Origin of the sequence: Reyranella sp. (assembly GCF_965279465.1) — a bacterium.
Taxonomy (GTDB): Bacteria; Pseudomonadota; Alphaproteobacteria; order Reyranellales; family Reyranellaceae; genus Reyranella.
This window is the reverse complement of sequence record NZ_OZ257242.1, coordinates 1,167,379-1,188,084: the sequence shown is the minus strand read 5'-3', so window position 1 is coordinate 1,188,084 and position 20,706 is coordinate 1,167,379. Positions and strand designations below refer to the sequence as shown.

Genomic DNA, 20,706 nt, shown 5'->3' with positions numbered 1-20,706 from the left:
GGCTCTATCCTTGCACCATCGCCGCATCCAGTTCGATGATCTCCGCGTAGATGATCCGGCCGGGTGCCCGCCTGTTCTCCGCATAGTTTGCGGAGATATACTCAAACTCCTCGATCAGCAGCCGATACGCGCCGGGAGCCGGCGCTGTGACGAAGGTAACGCCGCCGGCCCATAGGCCGAGGTCTTTCTGCAACAGCGCATGGCCCTCATAGAGCTGTGTCACGCTTGCTTCGGCTGCCGGGGCGTCATGCCATTCGAGTTCACTTCCGCCCGGCGGCTTCTTCTGGACGCGCACTTGGATGTGAGTGGGCCGCGCCGGCCGGTCCGCTGCGGGTCCGGCTGGAGGTGGCCCGCTGGGCGCGACACCGCTGATGGCGATCCTGAGCGTGCGCGGGTGATGCGGGTCGGCGGTCACGGTCGCCACACGGTCCGGCGTCAGCTGCGCGAACGACGCGAGCGCCACCCGCGATATGCGGGCATCATCCAGCGCGTGCGGCTGATAGCGCACGAGCGCCAGTCGCACGAACGGGGCGTAAGTGGGCCCGTCCCTGAGGTCGATGGTGAGATCGGCGAACCACAGCTTACGCTCGCGGTCGAATTGCGGCTCGAAGCCCACGATGTCGACCCGCCCGGGCTCGCTGTCCGAGATGCGGGCGCTCGCCTCCTCGAGGGAGACGTAGTAGTCGGACGCCAGTGCGTCGGGGAAGTGGCGGGTTTCCGGCACTGCCCGCAGCGGGCCCGTATCCCAAATCGGGTCCATGCCCCACTGCGTGAATACGCTCTTGAACTTGTCACGGTTGGCGTCGTTCAGTGGACCGTTGGCACCGTTCCACAGCGCCACGCCGAGAAGCTCGCCGGTACCTGAAGAGAACCATGGCCTGTTCAGCCAGACGCGCAGACCGCCGCCATAGCGGATGCTGCGCTTCATGTTGGTGTCGCTCTGCCGCTGCCAGCCGAAAGTTGGCACGACGTAACAGATGTCGGGCGCCAGCGGCCGACTGGAGGCCGGCACGTCCACAACAATCGGTGCGCTGGTGCGCGTGAAGTCGAGATCCTGGGCGAAATACTCGCGATAGCGCGAGGTCGCGACGGCGACGTAGCGCACAATATGACGTTTTGTGTCGCCCAACTCGTGGCGTGGTGCCGCGTCCCTTAAATAAAGATCGCCGGCGGCTGCTGGCCCGGCGTTGTCGCCGGCGCGCACCATGGCGATCTGGTCGTGCTCCGGGTCGTAGTACCCGACCCGCCGCGGCGGCGTGCCGGGCGCGGCGAGGTATCCTTCGCGCAGCCGCGTGAGCGGCAGCTCGTCGGCATGCGCCTTGAAGCTCCGTTGGGCCGGCGCGGGTTCGTCCGGCAGGTCGACGGGATCGATCCACTCCGCCAGCAGGTCTACCTTGGCTGTGCTGGCGCCATGGATTCTCACCGCGCCCAGCAAGCAGGTATAGGTCTCGTCCAGGCGACGTGCCGCCACGATCGGCGTCAGCTCCTGTGGATCGGTACGCCCGCGCGAGCGATCGGTCTGAAGGTTGCCCGCACCGGTGGCCTCGCTGCGGTTCAGGTTGAGCGCTGCAAATTCAGGCCGGCCGATCGGCTGTTGGACAGCATGAACCAAGATGAGCAGCGTCGGCGGATTGATCATCCAGTGGCCGCCCTCGACGGCGCGTTGCAGGACATGAGCGATCAGATCGACAGCCTTGCCTGGCATGAGATGTCCCGGCTGTGCGCCGAACACGGCCGCGATGTCCACGAACTCGCGCAGCCACTGCCATTGGCCCATGAGCTTGAGGTCGCCAGACGTCATATAGCTGCTGAGCGGCACCACGGCCGTGCGCCCCTTGGCCAGGAACACGGTGAGCACGCGCTTGGCCGGATCCCACTCGGGTGGCGCGTCGCCGGGGCCTGCCGGCTCCGCAAGGGCCAGACGGAAGCCTGTGCATTGCTGCCAATCTTCGGTGGAGTTGAACGCGATGAGCGTCGCCGAACCGGGGCGTGGATTGATGTCCGACAGGCTCGAATAGGCGATGGCGCCCGCGGCAGGGTCGCCAGGCGCGGCGCGGCCGACCGTGGCATTGCCGCTACCCGGCAGATCGCGAAACGCCGCCCCCCGCGACAGCAGATCCGGCAGGTATGGCAGGGGAGCCACCGTCTCGCCCGCTTCGATCGGAACGTCCGAAGCGAGCTTGCCCGCGATTTCGAAGCTGTCCGTGGCGAACTTGCCCTCGTCGCGTGCTGCCGCCAGGCTCCAGGTCGCGGCATCTGTCTTCAGCTTGCCGTCGGGTCCGTCGAACATGCCCATGCGCTCCCCCAGCTCGACGCTGGTGCGCGGGGGCAGGATATGGCGGTCGCTGGCGGCAAGCGCAGCCGCCGCGCGATCCTTGGCGATACTGTCGTTAAACGTGCGAATCACCAGCCGATGCACGGCCGAGCCAGGTCCCGTGACGGCGTCGCGCTCGCGGATCACGACCAGCGGCGCTGCCACGGGTTCGTAGCGCAGATAGGCCCGGCCCTCGACGTCGTCCGGCAGCGCCATCGACAGTGCCAGCGTATCGGCAAGAGCATCGCCGACAGCGAGGCTGTTGCCGGCGAGATCGACCGCGCGCGCCCGCATCCGGTAGCGCAGGCCGAAGCGAAGCAGCGGCAGCGTCCCGGGAACGACCTTGTAGGTCGCGCGGACCTTGAACGCGGTAATCGGCTCGTCCGTGCGGTAGTCGGCATCGTCGCCGTCGGGCGGGATCGCCTTGTCGGGATCTCCGTAGCGGCTCAGCGCCTTGCCCGGGAAGGGGACGCTGAGGCTCCAGCCTGCCCAGCGGGCGATGATCTCGTGGGCGTAGAGGTCCTTGTCGTTGGTCGGCGCGCCCGGCGCCGGCTGGGTCGCGGCGAGCTGAAAGAAGCCCTCTTCGTCCGCGGTATCGAACGGCAGGCCTTCGTCGCCGATTGCGTAGCTGCCGTTCCGACGATGCAGGGAGAGCCACTTCTTCGCGCGCGATTCCCAGATGTCGAGCCGATAACCGCGCACAAGGTCCTCGGCATAGAAGGGGCGTGGCTGTGCGCCGCCCGACTCGAGAACCTGGTTGAAGGCCTTCGACTGCCGGATGGCGTCGATCAGGGTGGCGCCACGGCCGTCGAGGTAGAGTTGCAGGCCGCCAGAGCGGATTGACGGCAGGGTTGCTTCAGGATCGTAGACGTCGGGATGCGGCGCAGGCTCCGGCGGCACCGGCTTGACGCTGCGGCCGGGGTCGGGATTGTTGTGGATCTCGGCGGTCGTGATGACCTTGTGCATGCTGCCGTCGACATCGACCTGCGCCAGGCCGAAACGTGCCGGGTCGAGGTTGAGCAGGCCCAGCACCTGCAATGGCGAGCCCGCCGTCGTTTGCGCGCGTGAAGCGCAGCAAAACAGGCGCACGCCCGAGCCCGCGAAGTGAATGCACGCAGTCTCGAGCGGCGAGGACTTGGTCGGCTGCTGCCATGCAAAGTCGGTCGACTGCACGGCCAGCGCCACCGGCGTGCCGCTCCCGGTCGCCGGCATGAGATCGAGCGGCAGGTCGAGGTCGAAGACCAGACCCAGAGCGCGTTGCAGCGCGGGATGCGATTCCAGGGCGCTCAGCGCCTGGTGGAAGTCGAAGCCGTCGGGATCGACTGCGACCGGACCAGCCTGCTGTTCGGTCGGCGTCGGCATATGATGGTAGGCGGTGAATGGGCCGGCTATGTTCTGGAACGCGCCGGGATTGCGCGCCGCCGTGATCAGCCCCTCCCTGTCGAGCGGACCCACGAGTGCACGCGATTGCATGCCGGCCGCGCTGCGATGGCGGGCGACAGCGCGCCAGCGCTTCGCGTTGTTGCCATTCCAGTGCACGTCCAGTCCGCCCAAGATCGCCTGCAGACGATCACGGTTGGAGATGCCCGGAGCGCCGCCGCGCTGCGATTCCGGGTCGAACGGATCGCGTTCGTCCGGCGCGTCGGGCAGGGCGAGCACCACCCCCGCTTCCTGGTAGACCGCCTTCAGGGCGCTGAGAGTTTCGCGCACGGAGAACGACATCACGCCGTGCGAGGAATAGTCGTCGAAGGCGTGGCCGCGGACGAAGGTGTCGCTGTTGAACAGCGCCCGCCACAGCCGTGGCTGAAGGACAGCGGCGTCAATGGCTGCCGTGGCGGTGCGGGTGCCGCAGCGGAAGCTCAGTCGCAGCCCGTTGGTCGCAAGCTTCCGCGTCCAGTCGACGAAGTCCGGAAAGGCCTCGAGCCGGTCGGCGCCGCCCAGGCGCGGCGACACGATGACCGATACCGGCAGCGTCTGACCATTGAGGCTGATGCCCCGCGGCATGACCGTGAACAGGACCGTCTGGGAAATCGCCATCTTGCCGTCTCCGGATGCCGCCATCAGGCGAAGGCTTCTGCGTATTCGCTCCACGTGTCGGCGGAGGAGAACAGCTGGCCGAAGGAGGGATCGCCGCTCTTGCCACCGAAGGCGCGCTCGACGGTGATGTCGACCGAGGTGCTGAAGAAGGCGATCTCGACCTTCACGGTCAGCGTTGCCCGTCCGTAGGCTTTGTCGCGGCCGCCGTCGTAGGTGAAGCTCAGCACGAACTCGAGCGATACCTTGATCAGGCCGATGACGCTCAACTCGCCGCCCATGCGCAGGTAGCCCGACAGCGTCGGCGCGAGGTCGCTGCCCGGCTCCTGGCGTTCCAGCTTGAAGTAGATGCCGGCCATGATGTGCACGCCGCCGCTGGCGACGCCGAGGTCGATGGACGCGGTCACCCCGAACTCCAAGGCGGCTTCCACGACCTTGATACCTGCGGTGTCGAGCTGCAGGTGGAAGAAGCCGCCGCCGCCGAAGATGCCGACCGACAGCAGGAAGGGATGCGGCCGTTCCGAGACGTTGAAATCGAGCGTCGGCCGGCCGTCGAGGAAGGGAAGCGATAGGCCGGCGCCGAGGCTCACGTCCTTGAGCGCGAACACGCCGACGGCGACCGGCGGCAGCGCGAAAGAGAAGCCGGCGCGGATGCCCGCGGGAGACAGGTCGAGGCTGGGACCCTTGCCGAACAGGTCGGGCGGGATGACCTTGCGCAGCTCCTCGACGAACTTCAGCTGGCCCGTGAAGGCGAGCGGGTTCGCGGGATCGAGCTTGACGGTGACGTCGGGTTTTCTGCCGCTTTGCGAGTCGAAACCGAACTCCGCGACCTTGATCTCGACCGACTTCAGGACGGTCACGCTGAAGTCGGTCAGCTTTCCCCAGAAGTGTGACGTCGGCGCGACGGCCGGCTGGTCGACCGGCTTTTCGATCAGGCCATGGACATCGAGCTTGGTGGTGTCGCCTCTCTTGAAGGCGGCGATGACGAGATCGACGTCCCGGACCTCGGGCGTCCAGTCCAGCGTCGCCACCAGCTTGTTAGCGGCCTGGTCGAAGCGCGTCTCCAGCTTGGGCGCGCCTTGGCCCAGCGTGGCATCGACCAGCAGCTTGACCAGATCGAACGTGCCGAACAGCGAGGCGGTGCCGGCCGGGAAGAACGACGTGGGATCGAACTTGTCGATCAGCGCATCGGCGATATTGCCGGCCAGCGGCCCGCGATCGCGTGACAGGGACGTCACGCCGAGATTGGGCGTGGCGAAGCCGCCCGCCTGATCGCTCGAGAAGGTGACGTCCATGGTCGCAGGAGACACTGCCTCGAACGGCTTGGCGGCCGGCGTCTCCTTCACGACCTCGGCGAACACCCCCGCGCCGGCGTCGAAGCCCGAGCTGACATAGCCTGGATAGAGCCGGATGGTGGTGGGCGCGTCCTTGCCCAGCAGCTGTTGCACCTGCGGGACGTCGATCTCTGCTTTCAGGAGTTGCGGCGCTTCGCCGGCAAGGGCGAAGGTGAGAGTGCGCGTGGCGAGCCGCATGTTGTCGGCGGTCGAGGCACCGCGTTCGGTGAAAGCGATCTTCTGACCCGGCACCAAGGCGCTGCGGTCCGCGAGTTTCTTCGACGTGGTGCTGTCGTTGTAGACGTCGAGCACGGCCTGTCGCATGCCGCCCTGTGCTTTCTGCGACAGGAAAAGCATCGGGATCGAGAGATTGTGGACTTCGCCCTGGGGATCGGTGGCGATGACCGGAAAGCGCAGGCGCACGCGGTCGGTCGGTACCGGGCTTCGCATCACCTCGACCCAGAACGAGCGTGAATCAGTCACGACGTAGCTTGGATCCGCGATGTCAGGGGTGACCAATGTGGTGATTTCGACGCGCTTGAAAGGCATGCCACGATCGCCGGCGTCGAAGCGCTTCTCGGGTTCGCGCACGACGAGGAAGAAGCGCTGGAAGAGGTTGGCGACGATGAGGCCGCCATTTTCCTTGAACTTGCGCTCGGTCACCTTGACCAGAGCAGCGCGATGATGGAACGGCAGCAGCTCGCCTTCGTACACGACCTTGACATAGTGGTCGCGGCCCTGGGTGGCATGGTGCACCCATTCTGAAAGGTCGAGGCCATCCTCGTCTCGCTGTCCCCCTGCCAGTCCGATGGCGATTGGACTCAGCGGCGTGAAGGCCGAGGCGATCGCGTCACGGCCGGTGGCAGGCGCGCGCGCCTCGCGGGCAAGCCGCCCGCCTTCGCCCACCCTGCCCAACAGGTCGCGAACGGCGAAATCCTGGAGGAACGGCGACGGCTTGGCCTTGCGAACCACGGCCCACGCGCCGCGCGAGTTCAACCACCCGCCGAGCGACGACAGCATGAGCTGCTCGGCATAGAAGGGCTGCGGTACGAAAGGGACCCAGAATTTCAGCTCAATGCCAGGCCGGTCCAAGATAGACGCCACCGTGCCAAGCCCGCCGAAGCCAATGCTGAGCCCGACCGACACCTCATTCTCATAGCCGTGAAACGCCGACGTCTTGACCACGATCTGGTGGCGGTCGTCGGGCGCCATAGCTGCACGCGGCAATTCGGGATCATCGGTCTTGCGTATGCCAAAGTCGGGCGACCAGATGGCGCGCAGCGACGCCGGTCTTTGCGCGCTGAGGTCCGCCGGGGCATCGGCTTCCGCCGCGCCGAGCAGCTGCAGGCGCGTATGCCAGAGCTCGGTGCGGCCACGCGAGGTGAATGCCGTGCGCCGGTGGCCCCAGCTCACCTCCGCCGTCGGCGAGACGATCAGCCGGTAGGGCAGCTCGATCGCCGTCTCGGTGTCGCGCGGCCTGGCGATCGGCGGCGCGGCGGCGATCTCGGCCGAGGTCGGCACCGGACCGATCGCGGCAATGGCGTTGACGCTGAGGCCGAGGCCCGACCAGTCAAGCACGCCCTCGATGGTGAAGGGGATGCGCGCCTGTGGCGGTACCTTGAATACCAGCCGGCTGCTCCCCCCGATGCGCACCGGCGTCTGACCGGGCGGATCTACCGCGCCGATCGTGATGGGCGGCGGCTGGGGCTCGGCGTCGTCCGGTACGTCAGACTTGAGGATCGTCGCTTCGTAGTAGCCGCCTTCGGCAATCGCCTGCGGCTGGAAATGGACGATCAGGAAGGCAGGTTGACTGGCGTTCTCGACAACCAGCTCCGGAGAGCGGCCCGGCGATCGGTCGATGCGCAGGTTGCGCGCTTCCATCTCCAGGCGCAGCAGGTCTTCCGGCCGGACAACCTCGAAGGAGAACGTCACGGGCTTCCCCTTGTGTAGCGTGACTTCTGCGCAGATGCAGGAAGGCGAACTCGTTGCGTCTTACCGGGCGCGGCTCGCAACAATATGCGCCGTTCACGCGGAAATGGAGCGTAGAGAGGCGATGTACAGTTTTATAGGCGGTCATCTCGTCATGCGAAATACAACCTTTGGCATCAGGGTGACCGCGCTGTCCTGCGCCTTGGCTCCTTCAAGGCCTCGGCCAAGCGTTACCAGTCCTTGTCGTCGAAATCCTCGAATTGCTTCATGTCTTCGTCATCTTTGTCGGACGCTGATGTGCCTTCCGCGGCCGACAGGCCGAGCACGCGAAGTGCCGTCCGCGGCGTGAGCAAGGGGACCAGCTCGAGAAGATCGTCGCGGGACAGGGCGACACACCCCTGGGTCGGGCTCAAATCGTCGCGAGCGATGTGCAGGAAGATGGCGCTGCCCCATTCGCCTTCGGGCGGATCGTCGTTGTATCCGACGACCACCACCAGATCGTACAGCCCGTCGGCGCGCCACATCTCTTCGTGGCTCCACTCGTTCGGAATGCGGACGAGGCGGTTGTAGGACGGCGAACGCGGATCGTCGCACCAGCCGTCATGCTCGCTGATCGGCCGGGCCGGGAGCTGGACCGTGGGCAGGACCAGCCGGTCGTTGCGGAAGTAGATCCGGCGCAGCGGGAAAGTGCCGACCGGCGTGGCGGCATCGCCCTCGACCTTGTCTTCGCGCGCGCCGCCCGCGCCGATCGTGCAACGCCATCGGCGTTCGCCCAGCGTGGCCCAGCCGAGGCTCGAATCGGCGGAGTCCGCCTGGACGGTTAAAAGCTCGGGATCAGACATTGAATCAGGCTCCTGCCGCCTTCATAAAGGCGCGCGCCAGAGGGAGAAAGCGATGGGTTATGTCGTCAAGGCGCCGGCCATCGTCGGCGTTCCGGTCCATGGGATCTCCGATCTGTTCCCGGTGCGCCGCATCTTCTGTGTCGGTCGCAACTACGCCGCCCACGCGCGCGAGATGGGCCATGATCCGGATCGCGAGCCGCCTTTCTTCTTCAGCAAACCGGCCGACGCCATTGTGATCTGCGCCGACCCCAGGAACCCGACCAAGATCCCCTACCCTCCGGCGACCAAGAACCTGCATCACGAGATGGAGCTTGTTGTTGCCATGAAGTCGGGCGGCGCAGACATCCCGGTCGAGCAGGCACTGGAACACGTCTTCGGCTACGGCGTCGGCCTCGACATGACGCGCCGCGACCTGCAGAACCAAGCGAAGGACATGGGCCGCCCCTGGGACATGGGCAAGGGCTTCGACCAGTCTGCGCCGATCGGCGAGATCTTCCCGGTGGCCCAGGTTGGCCATCCGGCCAAGGGCACCATCCAGCTCGACGTAAACGGAAAGACCCGACAGAAATCGGACCTCAATGCGCTGATCTGGAGCGTGCCGGAGACGATCTCGTACCTATCCGGCCTCGTGACGCTCGCGGCCGGCGATCTCATCTACTCTGGCACGCCGGACGGTGTCGCGGCGGTGGTGAAAGGCGACACGCTCTCCGGCTTCGTCGATGGCTGCGGGACGGTGAGCTGTACTTACGTGTGAGCGCTTGGCTTACGCGGGGGCAGACCGGAATAGACCCTTCGTCAAAGTTGCTGCGCCCGGAATGTATCGCAGCGTCTCAAGTCGCCTGACTCGAGGCCCTTCCTGAACCAGCGCACCCGCTGGGCGCTGGATCCGTGGGTGAAGGAGTCCGGCACGACCCGGCCCTGCGACTGACGCTGCAGCCGGTCGTCGCCGATCGCCGTGGCGGCCGCCAACGCCTGATCGACGTCCTTGTCGGTGATCGTCGCCGTGCCGCCGCGCTCCCTGTTTGCGTGATAGGCCCAGACGCCGGCGAAGCAGTCGGCCTGCAGCTCGACCCGCACCGACATGGCGTTGGCGTCGCGCTTGCTCATGCTTTGCTGCATCTGCTGAACCTTGCCCGAGATGCCCAGGAGGTTCTGCACGTGATGGCCGATCTCGTGGGCGATCACGTAGGCCTGCGGGAACTGGCCGGGTGCGCGAAAGCGGCTTGCCAGCTCGTCGAAGAAGGAAAGATCAATGTACACGCGCTGGTCGGGCGGGCAGTAGAACGGACCCATCGCCGACTGTCCCGTTCCGCAGGCCGTCTGCGTCGCGTCACGGAAGAGCACCAGACGCGGTTGCCGATATTGCCGGCCCATTTGCTGGAACAGCTCGCCCCAAACGTCCTCGGTGCTCTTCAGCACCCGCGCCACGAACTGCGTCTCGGGATCGGCAGTCGCCGACGGCCGCGAGGCCGGGCGCGTCTGGCTTTGCGGCGCCACGCGGCTGGTGCCGTCGTCCATGCCGCCCAGCAGCGACAGCGGATTGACGCCCAGGATCATGCCGATGACCACGACGGCGATCAGCCCGAAGCCGCCCTTGAACAGGCCTCCGCCCATCGGAACGCCACCGAATCCGCCGCCGCCGAACCCGCCGCCGCCGAATCCACCGCCTTCGCCGCGGCGATCCTCGATGTTGCTGCTCTCGTCGCCATCCATCTGCATGGCAGCGTCTCCGTTGGCTGACTATATTCGACGGCGATGAGTCTGACCGTTGCCACCTGGAACATCAATTCGGTTCGCCTGCGGATCGCAAACGTCGAGCGCTTCCTGAAGTTGCGCAAGCCCGACGTCCTCTGCCTCCAGGAGACCAAATGCCCCGATGAATTCTTCCCGCACCAGGCCTTCGAGGCGCTGGGCTACACGCATCGGCTGGTCCAGGGCATGAAATCCTACAACGGCGTCGCCATCGTCTCGAAGCTCCCGTTCACGGCGATGAACGTGCACCATCGCTGCGGCAAGGAGGATTGCCGGCACATCGAGGTGGCGCTCGATGTCGGCGGCGATCCGATCCTGCTCGACAATCTCTACATCCCGGCAGGCGGCGACATTCCCGATCCCGAGGCGAACGACAAGTTCGCGCACAAGCTCGACTTCTATCGCGAGATGGCCGGCTGGTACGCCGAGCGCAAGCCCGGCCCGCGCCAGAAGACGGGCGTGCACCGCATCGCCGTCGGCGACCTCAACGTGGCGCCGCTCGAGCATGACGTGTGGAACCACAAGCAGCTGCTGAAGATCGTCTCGCACACGCCGATCGAAGTGGAACTGTTCGGCAAGATGATGGCGGCGATGGACTGGATCGACGTACCGCGCCGCTTCGTGCCCGAGGATGAGAAGCTCTATTCGTGGTGGAGCTATCGCAACAACGACTGGCGCGCCTCCAACCGCGGCCGCCGGCTCGACCATATCCTGGCGAGCCCGGCGCTGTCGGGCGCGCTCCGCGGCTATCATATCGACACCGAGCTGCGCGACTGGGAGCTCCCTTCCGATCACGTGCCGGTGCTGGCGACGTTCGAGGTATAGGGGGATTCACGACATGATGACTTTCATCGGCATCCTGCTGATCGGGCTGGTCGTCGGCCTGCTGGCGCGCTTCCTGACGCCCGGCCCGACGCCGCGCGGCGTCCTGGTCACCATCGTGATCGGCATCGTCGGTTCGGTGATCGCGACCTATGGCGGCCAGGCGCTGGGCCTCTACCAGAACGGCGAGACCGCCGGCTTCATCGGCTCGGTCGTCGGTGCGATCGTCCTGCTCGTGCTGGCGCGGCTGTTCAGCAGCCGTTAGCCCACCCGATAGAGGAAATAGCGGTCCTTCGGCACGCCGGGCGGCTCGGGCTGGCGTTGCCAGCGGGCGACGTCGAGCGCCTGATTAGCGAGGATCCAGCCGCCGGATGCGGCCAGCGCGTCCAGCGCAAGGCCGAGCCATTCGCCCATCGCCATATTCGCGGCGTGGTCGCCGGTGCCGAGGTCGGTGTGGATCAGTGCCGCCGTCGGGCCGAGCTGCTGCGCCGCGAGCCGGAGCGTGTCGCGCGCCTCGCCGAGGAACAGGCGGTCGGCGGGCGGTATGCAGTCGGGATGGGCCGCCACCTTGCGCTCGAAGACGTGGATGTCGCGGCCGGGAAAGAGATCGCGAAGATGGTCGTAGGTCCGGCCGTTGCCGAGGCCGACCTCCAAAATCGGGCCCGGCAGGGCATCGACGGCCGGTTTGAGGAAGTTCAGGCAGTCGCGCTGCGCCTGCATGCGCGCGATGAAGCTGTCGAGCCGGCTCATGGATTCCTGGTGATGTTTTCTGTCGGTCAGGCGGCTTTGTTGGCCGTCGCTTCGCGCAGCTTCTGGTTGGTGTCCTCGACGCGATGCGCCAGCTCGCGCATCATCTCTATCGCCATGCTCGGGAACTCCGCGACCAGCCGATAGAACATGTCCTTGGAGATCTTCAAGGTCAGCAGCGACTCGCTGGCCGAGATGGTCGCATTGCGAGGCGCGTCGCACAGGATGGCGGTCTCGCCGAAAAAGCCGTTCTTCCTGAGTTGAGCGACTTGCAACTGCCCCTTGGGCGTGTCGATCAGGACATTCGCCACGCCGCCTAGGATGACGTACATCGCGTCGCCGGGATCGCCCTGGTGGCAGACCTCCTGGCCGGTGCCAAAGGTCATGCGCTCGCCGGTGAAGGCCAGCAGCTTGAGCTTGGCCGGTTCCATCTTGGCGAAGAGCGGCACGCCCTTGAGAATTTCGACTTCCTCGTTGAGGTTCATCGCACCCTCCTGAACTACCTTACGCTGAAGCCATGAGCTCGGCATAGAGCCCGCCGCGGGCTTCGAGATCGGCCTTGGCGCCCTGCATGGCGATCCGGCCGCCCTCCATGACGACGATCCGATCGAACGGTTCGGCCTGGCTCGGGCGGCTGGCGATCCAGACCACGCCGCGGCCGTCGGACGATGCGAGAATATGGTCGCGGATTCTGTCCTGGGTGCGGCCGTCGAACACCGCGACGGCCTCGTTGACCACCAGGAACTGCGGCCGCTTGATCAGTGCCCGGGCGATGCCGAGCTTCTGGCGCTGGGTCGCCGGCAGGCGCTTGCCCGCCACGCCCACATTGTAATCGAGGCCGACCTCGATCACCGAATCGCGCAGGCCGAGCTCGGCCAGCACCTCGGAGATCAGCGTGCCGACGCGGACGTCGGCCTGGGCCTGGCCATAGATCAGGCGGCCGAACAGGATGTTGTCCTGCAGGGTGGAGGCGCTGTTGTAGCGCTCGAAATCGTAGAACTCGACCGAGCCGCGCAACGGCGCCGGCAGGTTGGCCGCGAAGGCGCGCCGCGCCGCGAGCAGGCGGTCCTCCATCTCGGCGTCGATCAGGCCGAGGCGATGGCGCGCCTCGATGTAGCGCAGCGGCAGGGTCATCAGCCGGGCGCGGTCGGCCTCGGGCACGGCGTCGGCGCCCTTGCCGCCCAGCCGCTGCAGCAGCAGGCGCACGTTGGGCAGCTCGTCGGCCGAGATGAAGCTGTACTGCTCGAACAGCGGATTGTCGGGCGACAGGCCGGAGAACAGCTCGACCATCGTCTCGGCGATGCTGAGGCCCATGCGCAGCAGGTCGCGGTCGAGGCCGAGCTCCTTCAGCACCGTCTGCATGTACGGATCGGCGGCGAGGTTGTCGCCGTCGAAGTCCTTGCCGACCGGCGTGCCGAACAGCAGGTTCTCGGCGACCGACAGGTTCTTGTTGTACTTGTCGACGTTGAACGGCTCGACCAGCCCGGCATAGGCCGGGGCCTGCAGGCGGCCGTGCAGCTCATGCCGCACTTTCAGGATCTTCTCGGCAAGGTCGGGACGCTTGCCGGCGTCGATCGCGCCGCGCAGGCCTAACGAATAGATGTCCTCGTCGAACTCGACATGCTTCAGCACCTGCACCATGCAGGGCAGCAGGTCGGCCGGGCCGGTGGCGCCCGCCAGCTCATAGTCGATCCAGTCGGCGGTGGGATCGAGCGGCGGATTTCCCGCTCGCTCGGCCTCGCGCCAGAACGCCTCGCGGACCGCCTTCGTGGCCGCGTCGTAGGTTGCCGGCGCGACCGGCCGGTGCTTCAGGCCGAACAGCAGATTGTCGCGCACCGACAGCGGGAACAGGTAGGTTTCCTGGCCGATGTAGGCCGTCCGCGCGCCCATGACGTATTCGGGGACCTGGAGGAAATCCTGGCCATCGAGCTTGATCGAACCGCCGGTCGGCAGCACGAGCCGCGCCAGGACCTGGCCCAGCACGTCCTTGCCCGATCCCGATCCGCCGATCACCGCCACCCTTGCGTCGGTCGCCAGCGTCAGCGAGATGCCGTCGAGCTGCTTGACCCGACCGTCCTCGGAGACCGTCACGCCGGCCAGCACCAGCTCGTGGCCGAGGGGCGGCGGCGGACCCTCGGGGATGGCCTGCAGCTCGGGCGCCATCATGCCCTCGGGCTGGAACTGGTCGATCACCTGCTCGTACTTGATCTGCACGTCCTGGCGCTGCTGGTCCCAGTCGATCAGCTCCTTGATCGGCGAGGGCAGGTCCTTGTACGCAAGAAGCACGCCGACCACCGCGCCGACGTCCATCTGGCCGGTGATCGCGAAGTAGCCGCCCACCAGGTAGATCGCGAACGGCGTGACCTGCGACAACAGGTTGTTCCAGAACTTGGCGACGAACTTCTTGTTGTAGAGCTCGAAGCGGATCCGGAAGATGTGACCCAGCCGCTCGGAGATGTCGGCGCGCTCGTAATTTGCCGCACCGTGGATATGGATCTCGTTCACGCCGTCGGCGGTTTCGGCGATGCGGCCGGCCAGCAGGCGGGCCGAGAGTTGCCGCTGGCGGCCCAATACCAGCACCGGGCGGCGCAGCCGCGGAATGATCGCCATCTGCACCGCCAGCAGGACGATCACGATGATCGACAGCAGCCAGTTCTGCATCATGATGAAGATGATGGCCGTCAGCGCCTGGCCGCCAAGGAACATCGGCTGCACGTAGGCGTCGCCGATGAAGCCGCCCAGCGGCTCGACCTCGTCCTTGATCATGGTGGCAAGCTCGGCCTGCTTGACCTTGCGGAAATGGGCGGGCGGAAAGCGCAGGATGCGGTCGTAGAGCTCGTAGCGCAGGCGGCGCAGCATGCGCTCGCCCATGCGGCCCTTCTGGGTGTTGATGCTCTTCTTGAACTGGCCGTTCACCACCACGGCGGCCAGGAAGACGAAGCTCATGGCCACGAGATAGGTCAGCTGATCGACCGTGAAGCCGTCGAACAGGTGGACGTGAAACCCGCCGAGGAAGCCCGGGAGGCTGAAATCGATCGCGCCCCACTGGATGATCGCCGAGTCCTTGAAGGCGTTGCCCGAGATGCCGTTGTTGACGATCGACTTCGGCACGCTAAGCGACAGGAAGTAGAATATCTGTGCGAAGACGACGAGGATCAGAATGACGATCTGCTCGGGTCTGCTGTAGCGCCAGATGTAGGAAAACAGATTTCTTTGCATCAGAACCCAAGTGTCGCTCAGGCCGTCTCCTACCTATATTCGATCAGGCCCTTGATTACATTCGATTTTTTCGGCGAAAGCCCCCGGCTTTCGCACTGCCGCAAATCCGTGGCATAGTCCGCCGGCATGGCCGGGGCAGGAGGCTCGACGGCCAGGGAGAGCCTCACATGCCCGACAGCATCCGATCCAAGCGTGTGCTGATCTATAGCCACGATTCCTTCGGCCTCGGCCACGTGAGCCGGTGCCGCACCATCGCCAACGCCATCGTCGAGGCCTATAGGTCGGTATCGGTGCTGATCGTCTCGGGCTCGCCCATGATCGGTTCGTACGAATTCCGCTCGGGCATCGATTTCGTGCGCATTCCGGGGGTTGTTAAGCAGATAGACACCGGCGAATACGACTCGGCCAATCTGCGGGTCGGCGTCGACCATACGCTCGAGATGCGCACCCGTATCATCCGCGACACTGCCGACATTTACCGGCCCGACCTGTTCATCGTCGACAAGGAACCGCTCGGCCTGCGCGGCGAGGTCGTTCCGACGCTCGAGATGCTGAAGGAACGCGGCACCCCGCTGGTGATGGGCCTGCGCGACGTGATGGACGACCCTGACAAGCTTGCCGCCGAATGGGAGCGCAAGAACGTCGTGCCTGCCCTGCGCGACCTTTATGACGAAATCTGGATCTACGGCCTGCCGCAGATCAACAAGCCCCTGACCGGCATCGCGGCGCCACCCTCGGTGCGGCACAAGTTGGTCTATACCGGCTATCTGCACCGCGACCTGCCGCTTCACACGGACGTGCCGCACGAGGCCGAGGAAATCGGCGGCCCTTTCATTCTGGTGACACCTGGCGGCGGCGGCGACGGCGTCGAGCTGGTCGACTGGGTGCTGACGGCGTATGAGACCGATCCGCACATTCCCTACGGCGCCGTGATCGTGTTCGGCCCCTTTATGCCGTCCGCCGCGCGCGAGGCCTTCAAGGAGCGCGCCGCGCGGTTCCGCAACATCCGCACGCTGACCTTCACCAACAATCTCGGCGCCCTGATGAAGAATGCCGCAGGCGTGGTGGCGATGGGCGGCTATAACACCTTCTGCGAGATCCTGTCCTTCGACAAGCGGGCAATCGTCGTGCCGCGCATGCGGCCCCGTCTTGAGCAGTTCATCCGCACGCGCGCTGCCCGCAATCTCGGCCTGCTGGAGATGCTCGAGGCCGAGCGTGGCCGCGATCCGCATGCCATGGCGACGGCGCTGCGCCAGCTGCCGCAGCAGCGCCCTCCGAGCGACGTCGTCGTGCCGGGCCTGCTCGACGGCGTGGGTAATGTGCTGCGTTTGGTGCACAAGCAGCTCGCCAATCCCCATCGCGGGCCCGCCTCGCTCGATGCGATCGGACCGATGCAGCCGGCCGGGGTTTCTGTCGCGTCGCCACCGTCGGCGCGCTTCAGGAGTTGATCGGGAAGTTCATGTCGATGACGTCGGGTCCGCGCGTAGCCGTCGTTATGAAGGGCTGGCCGCGCCTGTCCGAGACCTTCATCGCCCAGGAGGTCGCGGGCCTCGAAGCGCGCGGCGTCGCGCTCGAGATCTGGTCGCTGCGCCGGCCGACCGACAAGACCCGCCATCCGGTGCACGATCGCGTCGTCGGCCGTGTCGTCTATCTGCCGGAATATCTCAGGGACGACCCGGGCCGCGTGGCGCGCGCCTGGCTGACGGCACGGCGCCTGCCGGGCTACGCCGCTGCTCGCGCCAGGCTCCTTGCCGACCTGCGGCGCGATCCGACGGGCAACCGGGTGCGGCGCTGGGGGCAGGCGCTGGTGATGGCGGCCGAGCTGCCCCCTACGGTCGAGCATCTGTACGCCCACTTCCTGCATACGCCGGCGTCGGTGACGCGCTACGCCGCCATCATGCGCGGCCTGCCGTGGAGCGTGTCGGCCCACGCCAAGGACATCTGGACCAGCGAGCCTTGGGAGATCTCATCCAAGCTCGCCGACTGCGCCTGGCTCACGACCTGCACCGCCGTCGGCCTGCAGCGGCTGCGCGAACTGGCGCCACGGCCGGAGCGCTTGCAGCTCATCTATCATGGCCTCGACTTCGCTCATCTGCCGCCGCCGCCTGCGGCCCGGCCGCTGCGCGACGGCAGCGACCCCGCCGATCCGGTCATCATCCTGTCGATCGGCCGCAAGGTCGAGAAGAAGGGCTACGGCGATCTGCTGAACGCGCTGGCCCGCCTGCCGGGCGACCTGCACTGGCGTTTCGAGCATGTCGGCGGCGGCGCGCTGGGCGACGCGCTCGCGACTGAGGCAAAGGCGCTCGGCATTGCCGAGCGCTGCCTCTGGCTCGGCGCTCAGCCGCAGAAAGCCGTATTTGCGGCCCTCGCGCGGGCCGACCTGTTCGTGCTGGCGAGCAAGAAAGCCGCCGACGGCGATCAGGACGGCCTGCCCAATGTCCTGATGGAGGCCGCCCACCAGGGCCTGCCGATCGTCTCGACCCGCGCCGCCGCGATCGGCGAGTTCATGGAGGACGGCACCAACGGACTGCTGGTGGCTCCCGGCGCCCCGGCCGAGCTCGCCATGGCGCTCGAACGGCTGGTGCGAGATCCGGCACTGCGCCGCCGCTTCGCCGCCGCCGCCGGCCACACGGTGCGGACGCGTTTCTCCTACGAGTCCGGCGTCGACTGGATCGCTGGCGCCCTCGGCCAGCCGTGCGCCTCCGCCCGTGCCGCGGAGTAGTCATCCCTGCCGGACCGCGAGCTTCCAGCTCGCTCATGAGCATGAGCGAGCTGGAAGCTCGCGGTCCGGATGAGCGAAGACCCGCGATGCGCGTGCTGCTGCACACGCCGCTCAAGCCTCCGGACAGCGAGGTCGCATCGGGCGATCGCGAGATGGGGCGCGGCTTCGCGCGGCTGCTGCGGCAGCTCGGTCACAGCGTGATCATGCCGCCGCTCAGCCGGATCGCGCCGGGCGTGCCGATATTCGAGCGCCATATGGCGCTTCAGCGCCGCGCCCGCGCCCAGGCCGGGCGGCTGATCGCCCGCTGGCGCGCGCTGCCCGCCCGCCATCCCGAGCGCTATGACCTGTGGTTCACGTACCATTGCTACTATCGCAAGCCGGACTGGCTGGGCCCGATCGTCAGCCGGGCGCTCGGCATCCCCTACGTCATCGCCGAGGCCTCGCACGCGCCGCGCCGCGCGCAAGGTCCGACGCGGCTCGGCCATCGCGCCGTCGAACGCGCGCTGGCTGAAGCTGATCTGGTGCTGAGCGTCAATCCGCGCGACGTCCCCGGGGTGAAGGCCCGGCTGCGGCCCGGCGCCCATCAGCGCTGGCTGCCGCCGTTCATCGACACCCGGCCATTTCGCGAGGCAGCCGCCAAACCGCGTCCTGCCAATGCCGTGCCCGTGCTCCTGAGCGTCGGCATGATGCGCTCGCGCGACAAGCTCGCCTCCTATCGCGTGCTGTCGCAGGCCTTTGCGCTGCTGCTCAGCCGGCCGTGGAAGGCGCTGCTGGTCGGCGACGGCCCGGCACGCGGCGAGATCGAGCGCATGATGGCGCCGTTCGGCGACCGGATCCGCTTTACTGGCGCTCTGTCCCGGGCCGCGCTGCCGGATGTCTATGCCGGCGCCGACCTCTATCTTTGGCCGGCAATCAACGAGGCGTACGGCATGGCATTCCTCGAGGCGCAGGCGGCGGGTCTGCCCGTCGTCGCCGGGCGGACCGGCGGCGTGCCCGCCGTGGTGACCGACGGCGTCACCGGCATGCTGACGCCGATCGGCGATCCCGTTGCGTTCGCCGACGCCGTCCGCCGCCTCCTCGAGCGGCCCGATGAGTGGGAGCGGTTGGCTGCCGGCGCCGCAAATCGCATCGCCACCCATCACGACGAGCGCGCGGCGGCACGCGCGCTGGCAGCCTCGCTCGCGCTGCTGCGATGAACGTGCCGTTCGCCATCCTGCGCCACGCCCCCACCGGCTGGAACGCCGAGGGCCGTCTGCAGGGCTCGACCGACATCTCGCTCAGCCCGGCGGGTGAAGCCGCAGCCAAGAGCTGGCGGATTCCCGCGCCGGCCGACCGCTGGCGGCGGATGTGCAGCCCGTTGCAGCGCGCCCGGCGGACAGCCGAACTGGTGCAACCCCCGGCGCCCGTTACCATCGAGTCGCGGCTGCGCGAGATGAGCTTCGGCGTCTGGGAGGGCAAGAGCGTCGCCCAGCTTCGTGCCGAAGGCGGCGAGACCTTTGCCGCCGCCGAACGGCTCGGTCTCGACTTCCATCCCCCGGGCGGCGAGTCGCCGCGCATCGCCATGGACCGCATCGCCGGCTGGGCGCGGGAGATCGCCCACAGCGGCGAACCGCTTGTGGCGGTGACGCACAAGGCCGCGATCCGCGCCCTCCTGGCGCTGGCGACCGGTTGGAACATGACCGGCCGCCAACCGGTCAAGCTCGACTGGAAATGCCTGCACTTCTTCACCGCGCGCAGCGACGGGAAGGTGACACTCGACCAGCCGAACGTGCCGTTGTCATGAGCCGCGTCTTTTTTCATGTGCAGCATCTGCTGGGCATCGGCCATATCCGCCGAGCCGCGGTCCTCGCGCGCACCCTGGCGGCAAGCGGCTTCGACGTATTGCTGGTCTCGGGCGGCGCGCCGCTCCGTCTCGATCTCGGGCAGGCACGCTTCCACCAGTTGCCGCCCGTGCGTGCGCGCGACGAAGGGCTGCGCGCGCTGAGCCGCCTCGACGGGTCGCCGCTCGACGACGCCTTCAGGATCGAGCGGACGCGCCAGCTTCTCGAGCTGTTTCGTGCCGAGGCGCCCGATGTGCTGATCACCGAGCAGTTCCCCTTCGGCCGCACGCAGCTGCGGTTCGAATTGCTGCCGCTGCTCGAAATGGCGCAGGCACGCCGGCCGAAACCGCTGATCGTGTCGTCGGTGCGCGATATCGTGCGGCGCTCGATGTCGCTGCAGCGCGTGCAGCAGGCGGTCGATCTCTGCCGGCGCTTCGACCTCATCCTGATCCATGGCGATCCGACCCTGATCGGCTTCGACCGGAGCTTCGCCGGCTGGGAGGCGATCCGGACGCGCGCCGCTTATACCGGCTATATCGCTGAGAATATTGGCGAAACGTCTGAGGACGGCATGGACGAAGTTCTCGTCTCGGTGGGCGGCGGCGCGGTCGGGGCGCCGCTGCTTCAAGCGGCGTCGGGCGCACGCGCACGCGGGCCGTTGGCCGACCGGACCTGGCGGCTGCTGGTCGGCGCCAATCTCGGCCAGACGGTCGACGCTACGGAGGGCATGATCGTCGAGCCTGCGCGCGCCGATTTCCGCGCCCTGCTGCGCAACGCCACGCTTTCGATCTCGCAGGCAGGCTACAACACCGTCGTCGATACTCTGTGCAGTGCCGACCGGGCCGTGCTGGTGCCGTTCGGCACCGACCGCGAGACCGAGCAGACCGATCGCGCGTTGTGGCTCGCCGAACGCGGGTTGGTGGCCTTCGTGTCCGCTCCGGAGCTGTCGGCTGAAACCCTGTCGGCGGCCATCGACCGCGCGATACGCGGGCCGTCGATCCGCAGCTTCCCGCCCTGCGACGTCAACGGTGCAGCGGCAACCGCCGCGCTCCTCCATCGAAGGCTGTCATGACCGCAGGACGACGATCGCGCATGGGCTTTCCTCGCCCATCATACGGGGGAGGTGGCGCCGTCATACGGCGACGGAGGGGTAGAACGACGCGGCCGCTCT

The 20,706-nt window shown here is 67.1% G+C and carries 15 protein-coding genes; 8 read left to right on the top strand and 7 right to left on the bottom strand.

All coding sequences use genetic code 11. The features are described 5' to 3' along the window. Nucleotides 1–4: 4 nt before the first annotated feature. The 3 genes from ACQY8M_RS05735 to ACQY8M_RS05725 form a co-directional block, all read right to left on the bottom strand. Complete coding sequence (locus ACQY8M_RS05735) at nucleotides 5–4,351, bottom strand: hypothetical protein (protein ID WP_428669759.1); 4,347 nt, start codon at nucleotides 4,349–4,351, stop codon at nucleotides 5–7. Nucleotides 4,352–4,374: 23 nt separating this feature from the next. After that, a complete protein-coding gene (locus ACQY8M_RS05730) occupies nucleotides 4,375–7,614 on the bottom strand; it encodes a hypothetical protein (protein ID WP_428669757.1) in 3,240 nt (1,079 codons plus the stop codon). Between the two features lie 227 nt (nucleotides 7,615–7,841). After that, nucleotides 7,842–8,453: a L,D-transpeptidase family protein gene (locus ACQY8M_RS05725; RefSeq protein ID WP_428669755.1), complete on the bottom strand. Its 612-nt coding sequence runs from the start codon at nucleotides 8,451–8,453 to the stop codon at nucleotides 7,842–7,844. A 52-nt stretch (nucleotides 8,454–8,505) separates the two neighbouring features. Here ACQY8M_RS05725 and ACQY8M_RS05720 point away from each other — a divergent pair, with 52 nt between their 5' ends. Then, the gene (locus ACQY8M_RS05720; RefSeq protein WP_428669753.1) at nucleotides 8,506–9,207 is read left to right on the top strand and encodes a fumarylacetoacetate hydrolase family protein; all 702 of its coding nucleotides are present in this window, start codon (nucleotides 8,506–8,508) and stop codon (nucleotides 9,205–9,207) included. A gap of 41 nt (nucleotides 9,208–9,248) precedes the next feature. On the opposite strand, the gene ypfJ is transcribed toward ACQY8M_RS05720, so the two are convergent. Further along, nucleotides 9,249–10,172 (bottom strand): KPN_02809 family neutral zinc metallopeptidase, encoded by a 924-nt coding sequence (ypfJ, locus tag ACQY8M_RS05715; protein ID WP_428669751.1) that lies wholly within the window; start codon nucleotides 10,170–10,172, stop codon nucleotides 9,249–9,251. A gap of 36 nt (nucleotides 10,173–10,208) precedes the next feature. Between ypfJ and ACQY8M_RS05710 the strand changes: the two genes are divergently transcribed. Both ACQY8M_RS05710 and ACQY8M_RS05705 read left to right on the top strand, forming a co-directional pair. Next, on the top strand, nucleotides 10,209–11,030 hold the full coding sequence (locus ACQY8M_RS05710) for an exodeoxyribonuclease III (RefSeq protein WP_428669749.1): 822 nt from the start codon (nucleotides 10,209–10,211) through the stop codon (nucleotides 11,028–11,030). 13 nt (nucleotides 11,031–11,043) lie between these two features. Then, nucleotides 11,044–11,292: a GlsB/YeaQ/YmgE family stress response membrane protein gene (locus tag ACQY8M_RS05705; protein WP_428669747.1), complete on the top strand. Its 249-nt coding sequence runs from the start codon at nucleotides 11,044–11,046 to the stop codon at nucleotides 11,290–11,292. Here ACQY8M_RS05705 and ACQY8M_RS05700 read toward each other — a convergent pair. The 3 genes from ACQY8M_RS05700 to ACQY8M_RS05690 are packed head-to-tail and all read right to left on the bottom strand — an operon-like array spanning nucleotide 11,289 to nucleotide 14,993. After that, on the bottom strand, nucleotides 11,289–11,777 hold the full coding sequence (locus tag ACQY8M_RS05700; protein ID WP_428669745.1) for a class I SAM-dependent methyltransferase: 489 nt from the start codon (nucleotides 11,775–11,777) through the stop codon (nucleotides 11,289–11,291). The genes ACQY8M_RS05705 and ACQY8M_RS05700 overlap by 4 nt on opposite strands. A 26-nt stretch (nucleotides 11,778–11,803) precedes the next feature. Further along, nucleotides 11,804–12,259: a cyclic nucleotide-binding domain-containing protein gene (locus ACQY8M_RS05695; RefSeq protein WP_428669743.1), complete on the bottom strand. Its 456-nt coding sequence runs from the start codon at nucleotides 12,257–12,259 to the stop codon at nucleotides 11,804–11,806. Between the two features lie 19 nt (nucleotides 12,260–12,278). Further along, nucleotides 12,279–14,993, bottom strand: coding sequence for an ATP-binding cassette domain-containing protein (locus tag ACQY8M_RS05690; RefSeq protein ID WP_428669741.1), 2,715 nt, complete (start codon nucleotides 14,991–14,993; stop codon nucleotides 12,279–12,281). Nucleotides 14,994–15,160: 167 nt separating this feature from the next. Here ACQY8M_RS05690 and ACQY8M_RS05685 point away from each other — a divergent pair, with 167 nt between their 5' ends. The 5 genes from ACQY8M_RS05685 to ACQY8M_RS05665 all read left to right on the top strand — a co-directional run bounded on the left by ACQY8M_RS05685 (nucleotide 15,161) and on the right by ACQY8M_RS05665 (nucleotide 20,607). Continuing rightward, nucleotides 15,161–16,441, top strand: a complete 1,281-nt coding sequence (locus ACQY8M_RS05685; protein WP_428669739.1) for a glycosyltransferase family protein — start codon at nucleotides 15,161–15,163, stop codon at nucleotides 16,439–16,441. A gap of 17 nt (nucleotides 16,442–16,458) precedes the next feature. Continuing rightward, nucleotides 16,459–17,715, top strand: a complete 1,257-nt coding sequence (locus ACQY8M_RS05680; protein ID WP_428675316.1) for a glycosyltransferase — start codon at nucleotides 16,459–16,461, stop codon at nucleotides 17,713–17,715. A gap of 86 nt (nucleotides 17,716–17,801) precedes the next feature. Next, complete coding sequence (locus ACQY8M_RS05675; protein ID WP_428669737.1) at nucleotides 17,802–18,911, top strand: glycosyltransferase family 4 protein; 1,110 nt, start codon at nucleotides 17,802–17,804, stop codon at nucleotides 18,909–18,911. Beyond that, a complete protein-coding gene (locus tag ACQY8M_RS05670) occupies nucleotides 18,908–19,498 on the top strand; it encodes a histidine phosphatase family protein (protein WP_428669735.1) in 591 nt (196 codons plus the stop codon). Before ACQY8M_RS05675 ends, ACQY8M_RS05670 begins: the two co-directional genes overlap by 4 nt. Then, on the top strand, nucleotides 19,495–20,607 hold the full coding sequence (locus ACQY8M_RS05665) for a glycosyltransferase family protein (RefSeq protein ID WP_428669733.1): 1,113 nt from the start codon (nucleotides 19,495–19,497) through the stop codon (nucleotides 20,605–20,607). Before ACQY8M_RS05670 ends, ACQY8M_RS05665 begins: the two co-directional genes overlap by 4 nt. The last annotated feature ends 99 nt before the right edge of the window (nucleotides 20,608–20,706 follow it).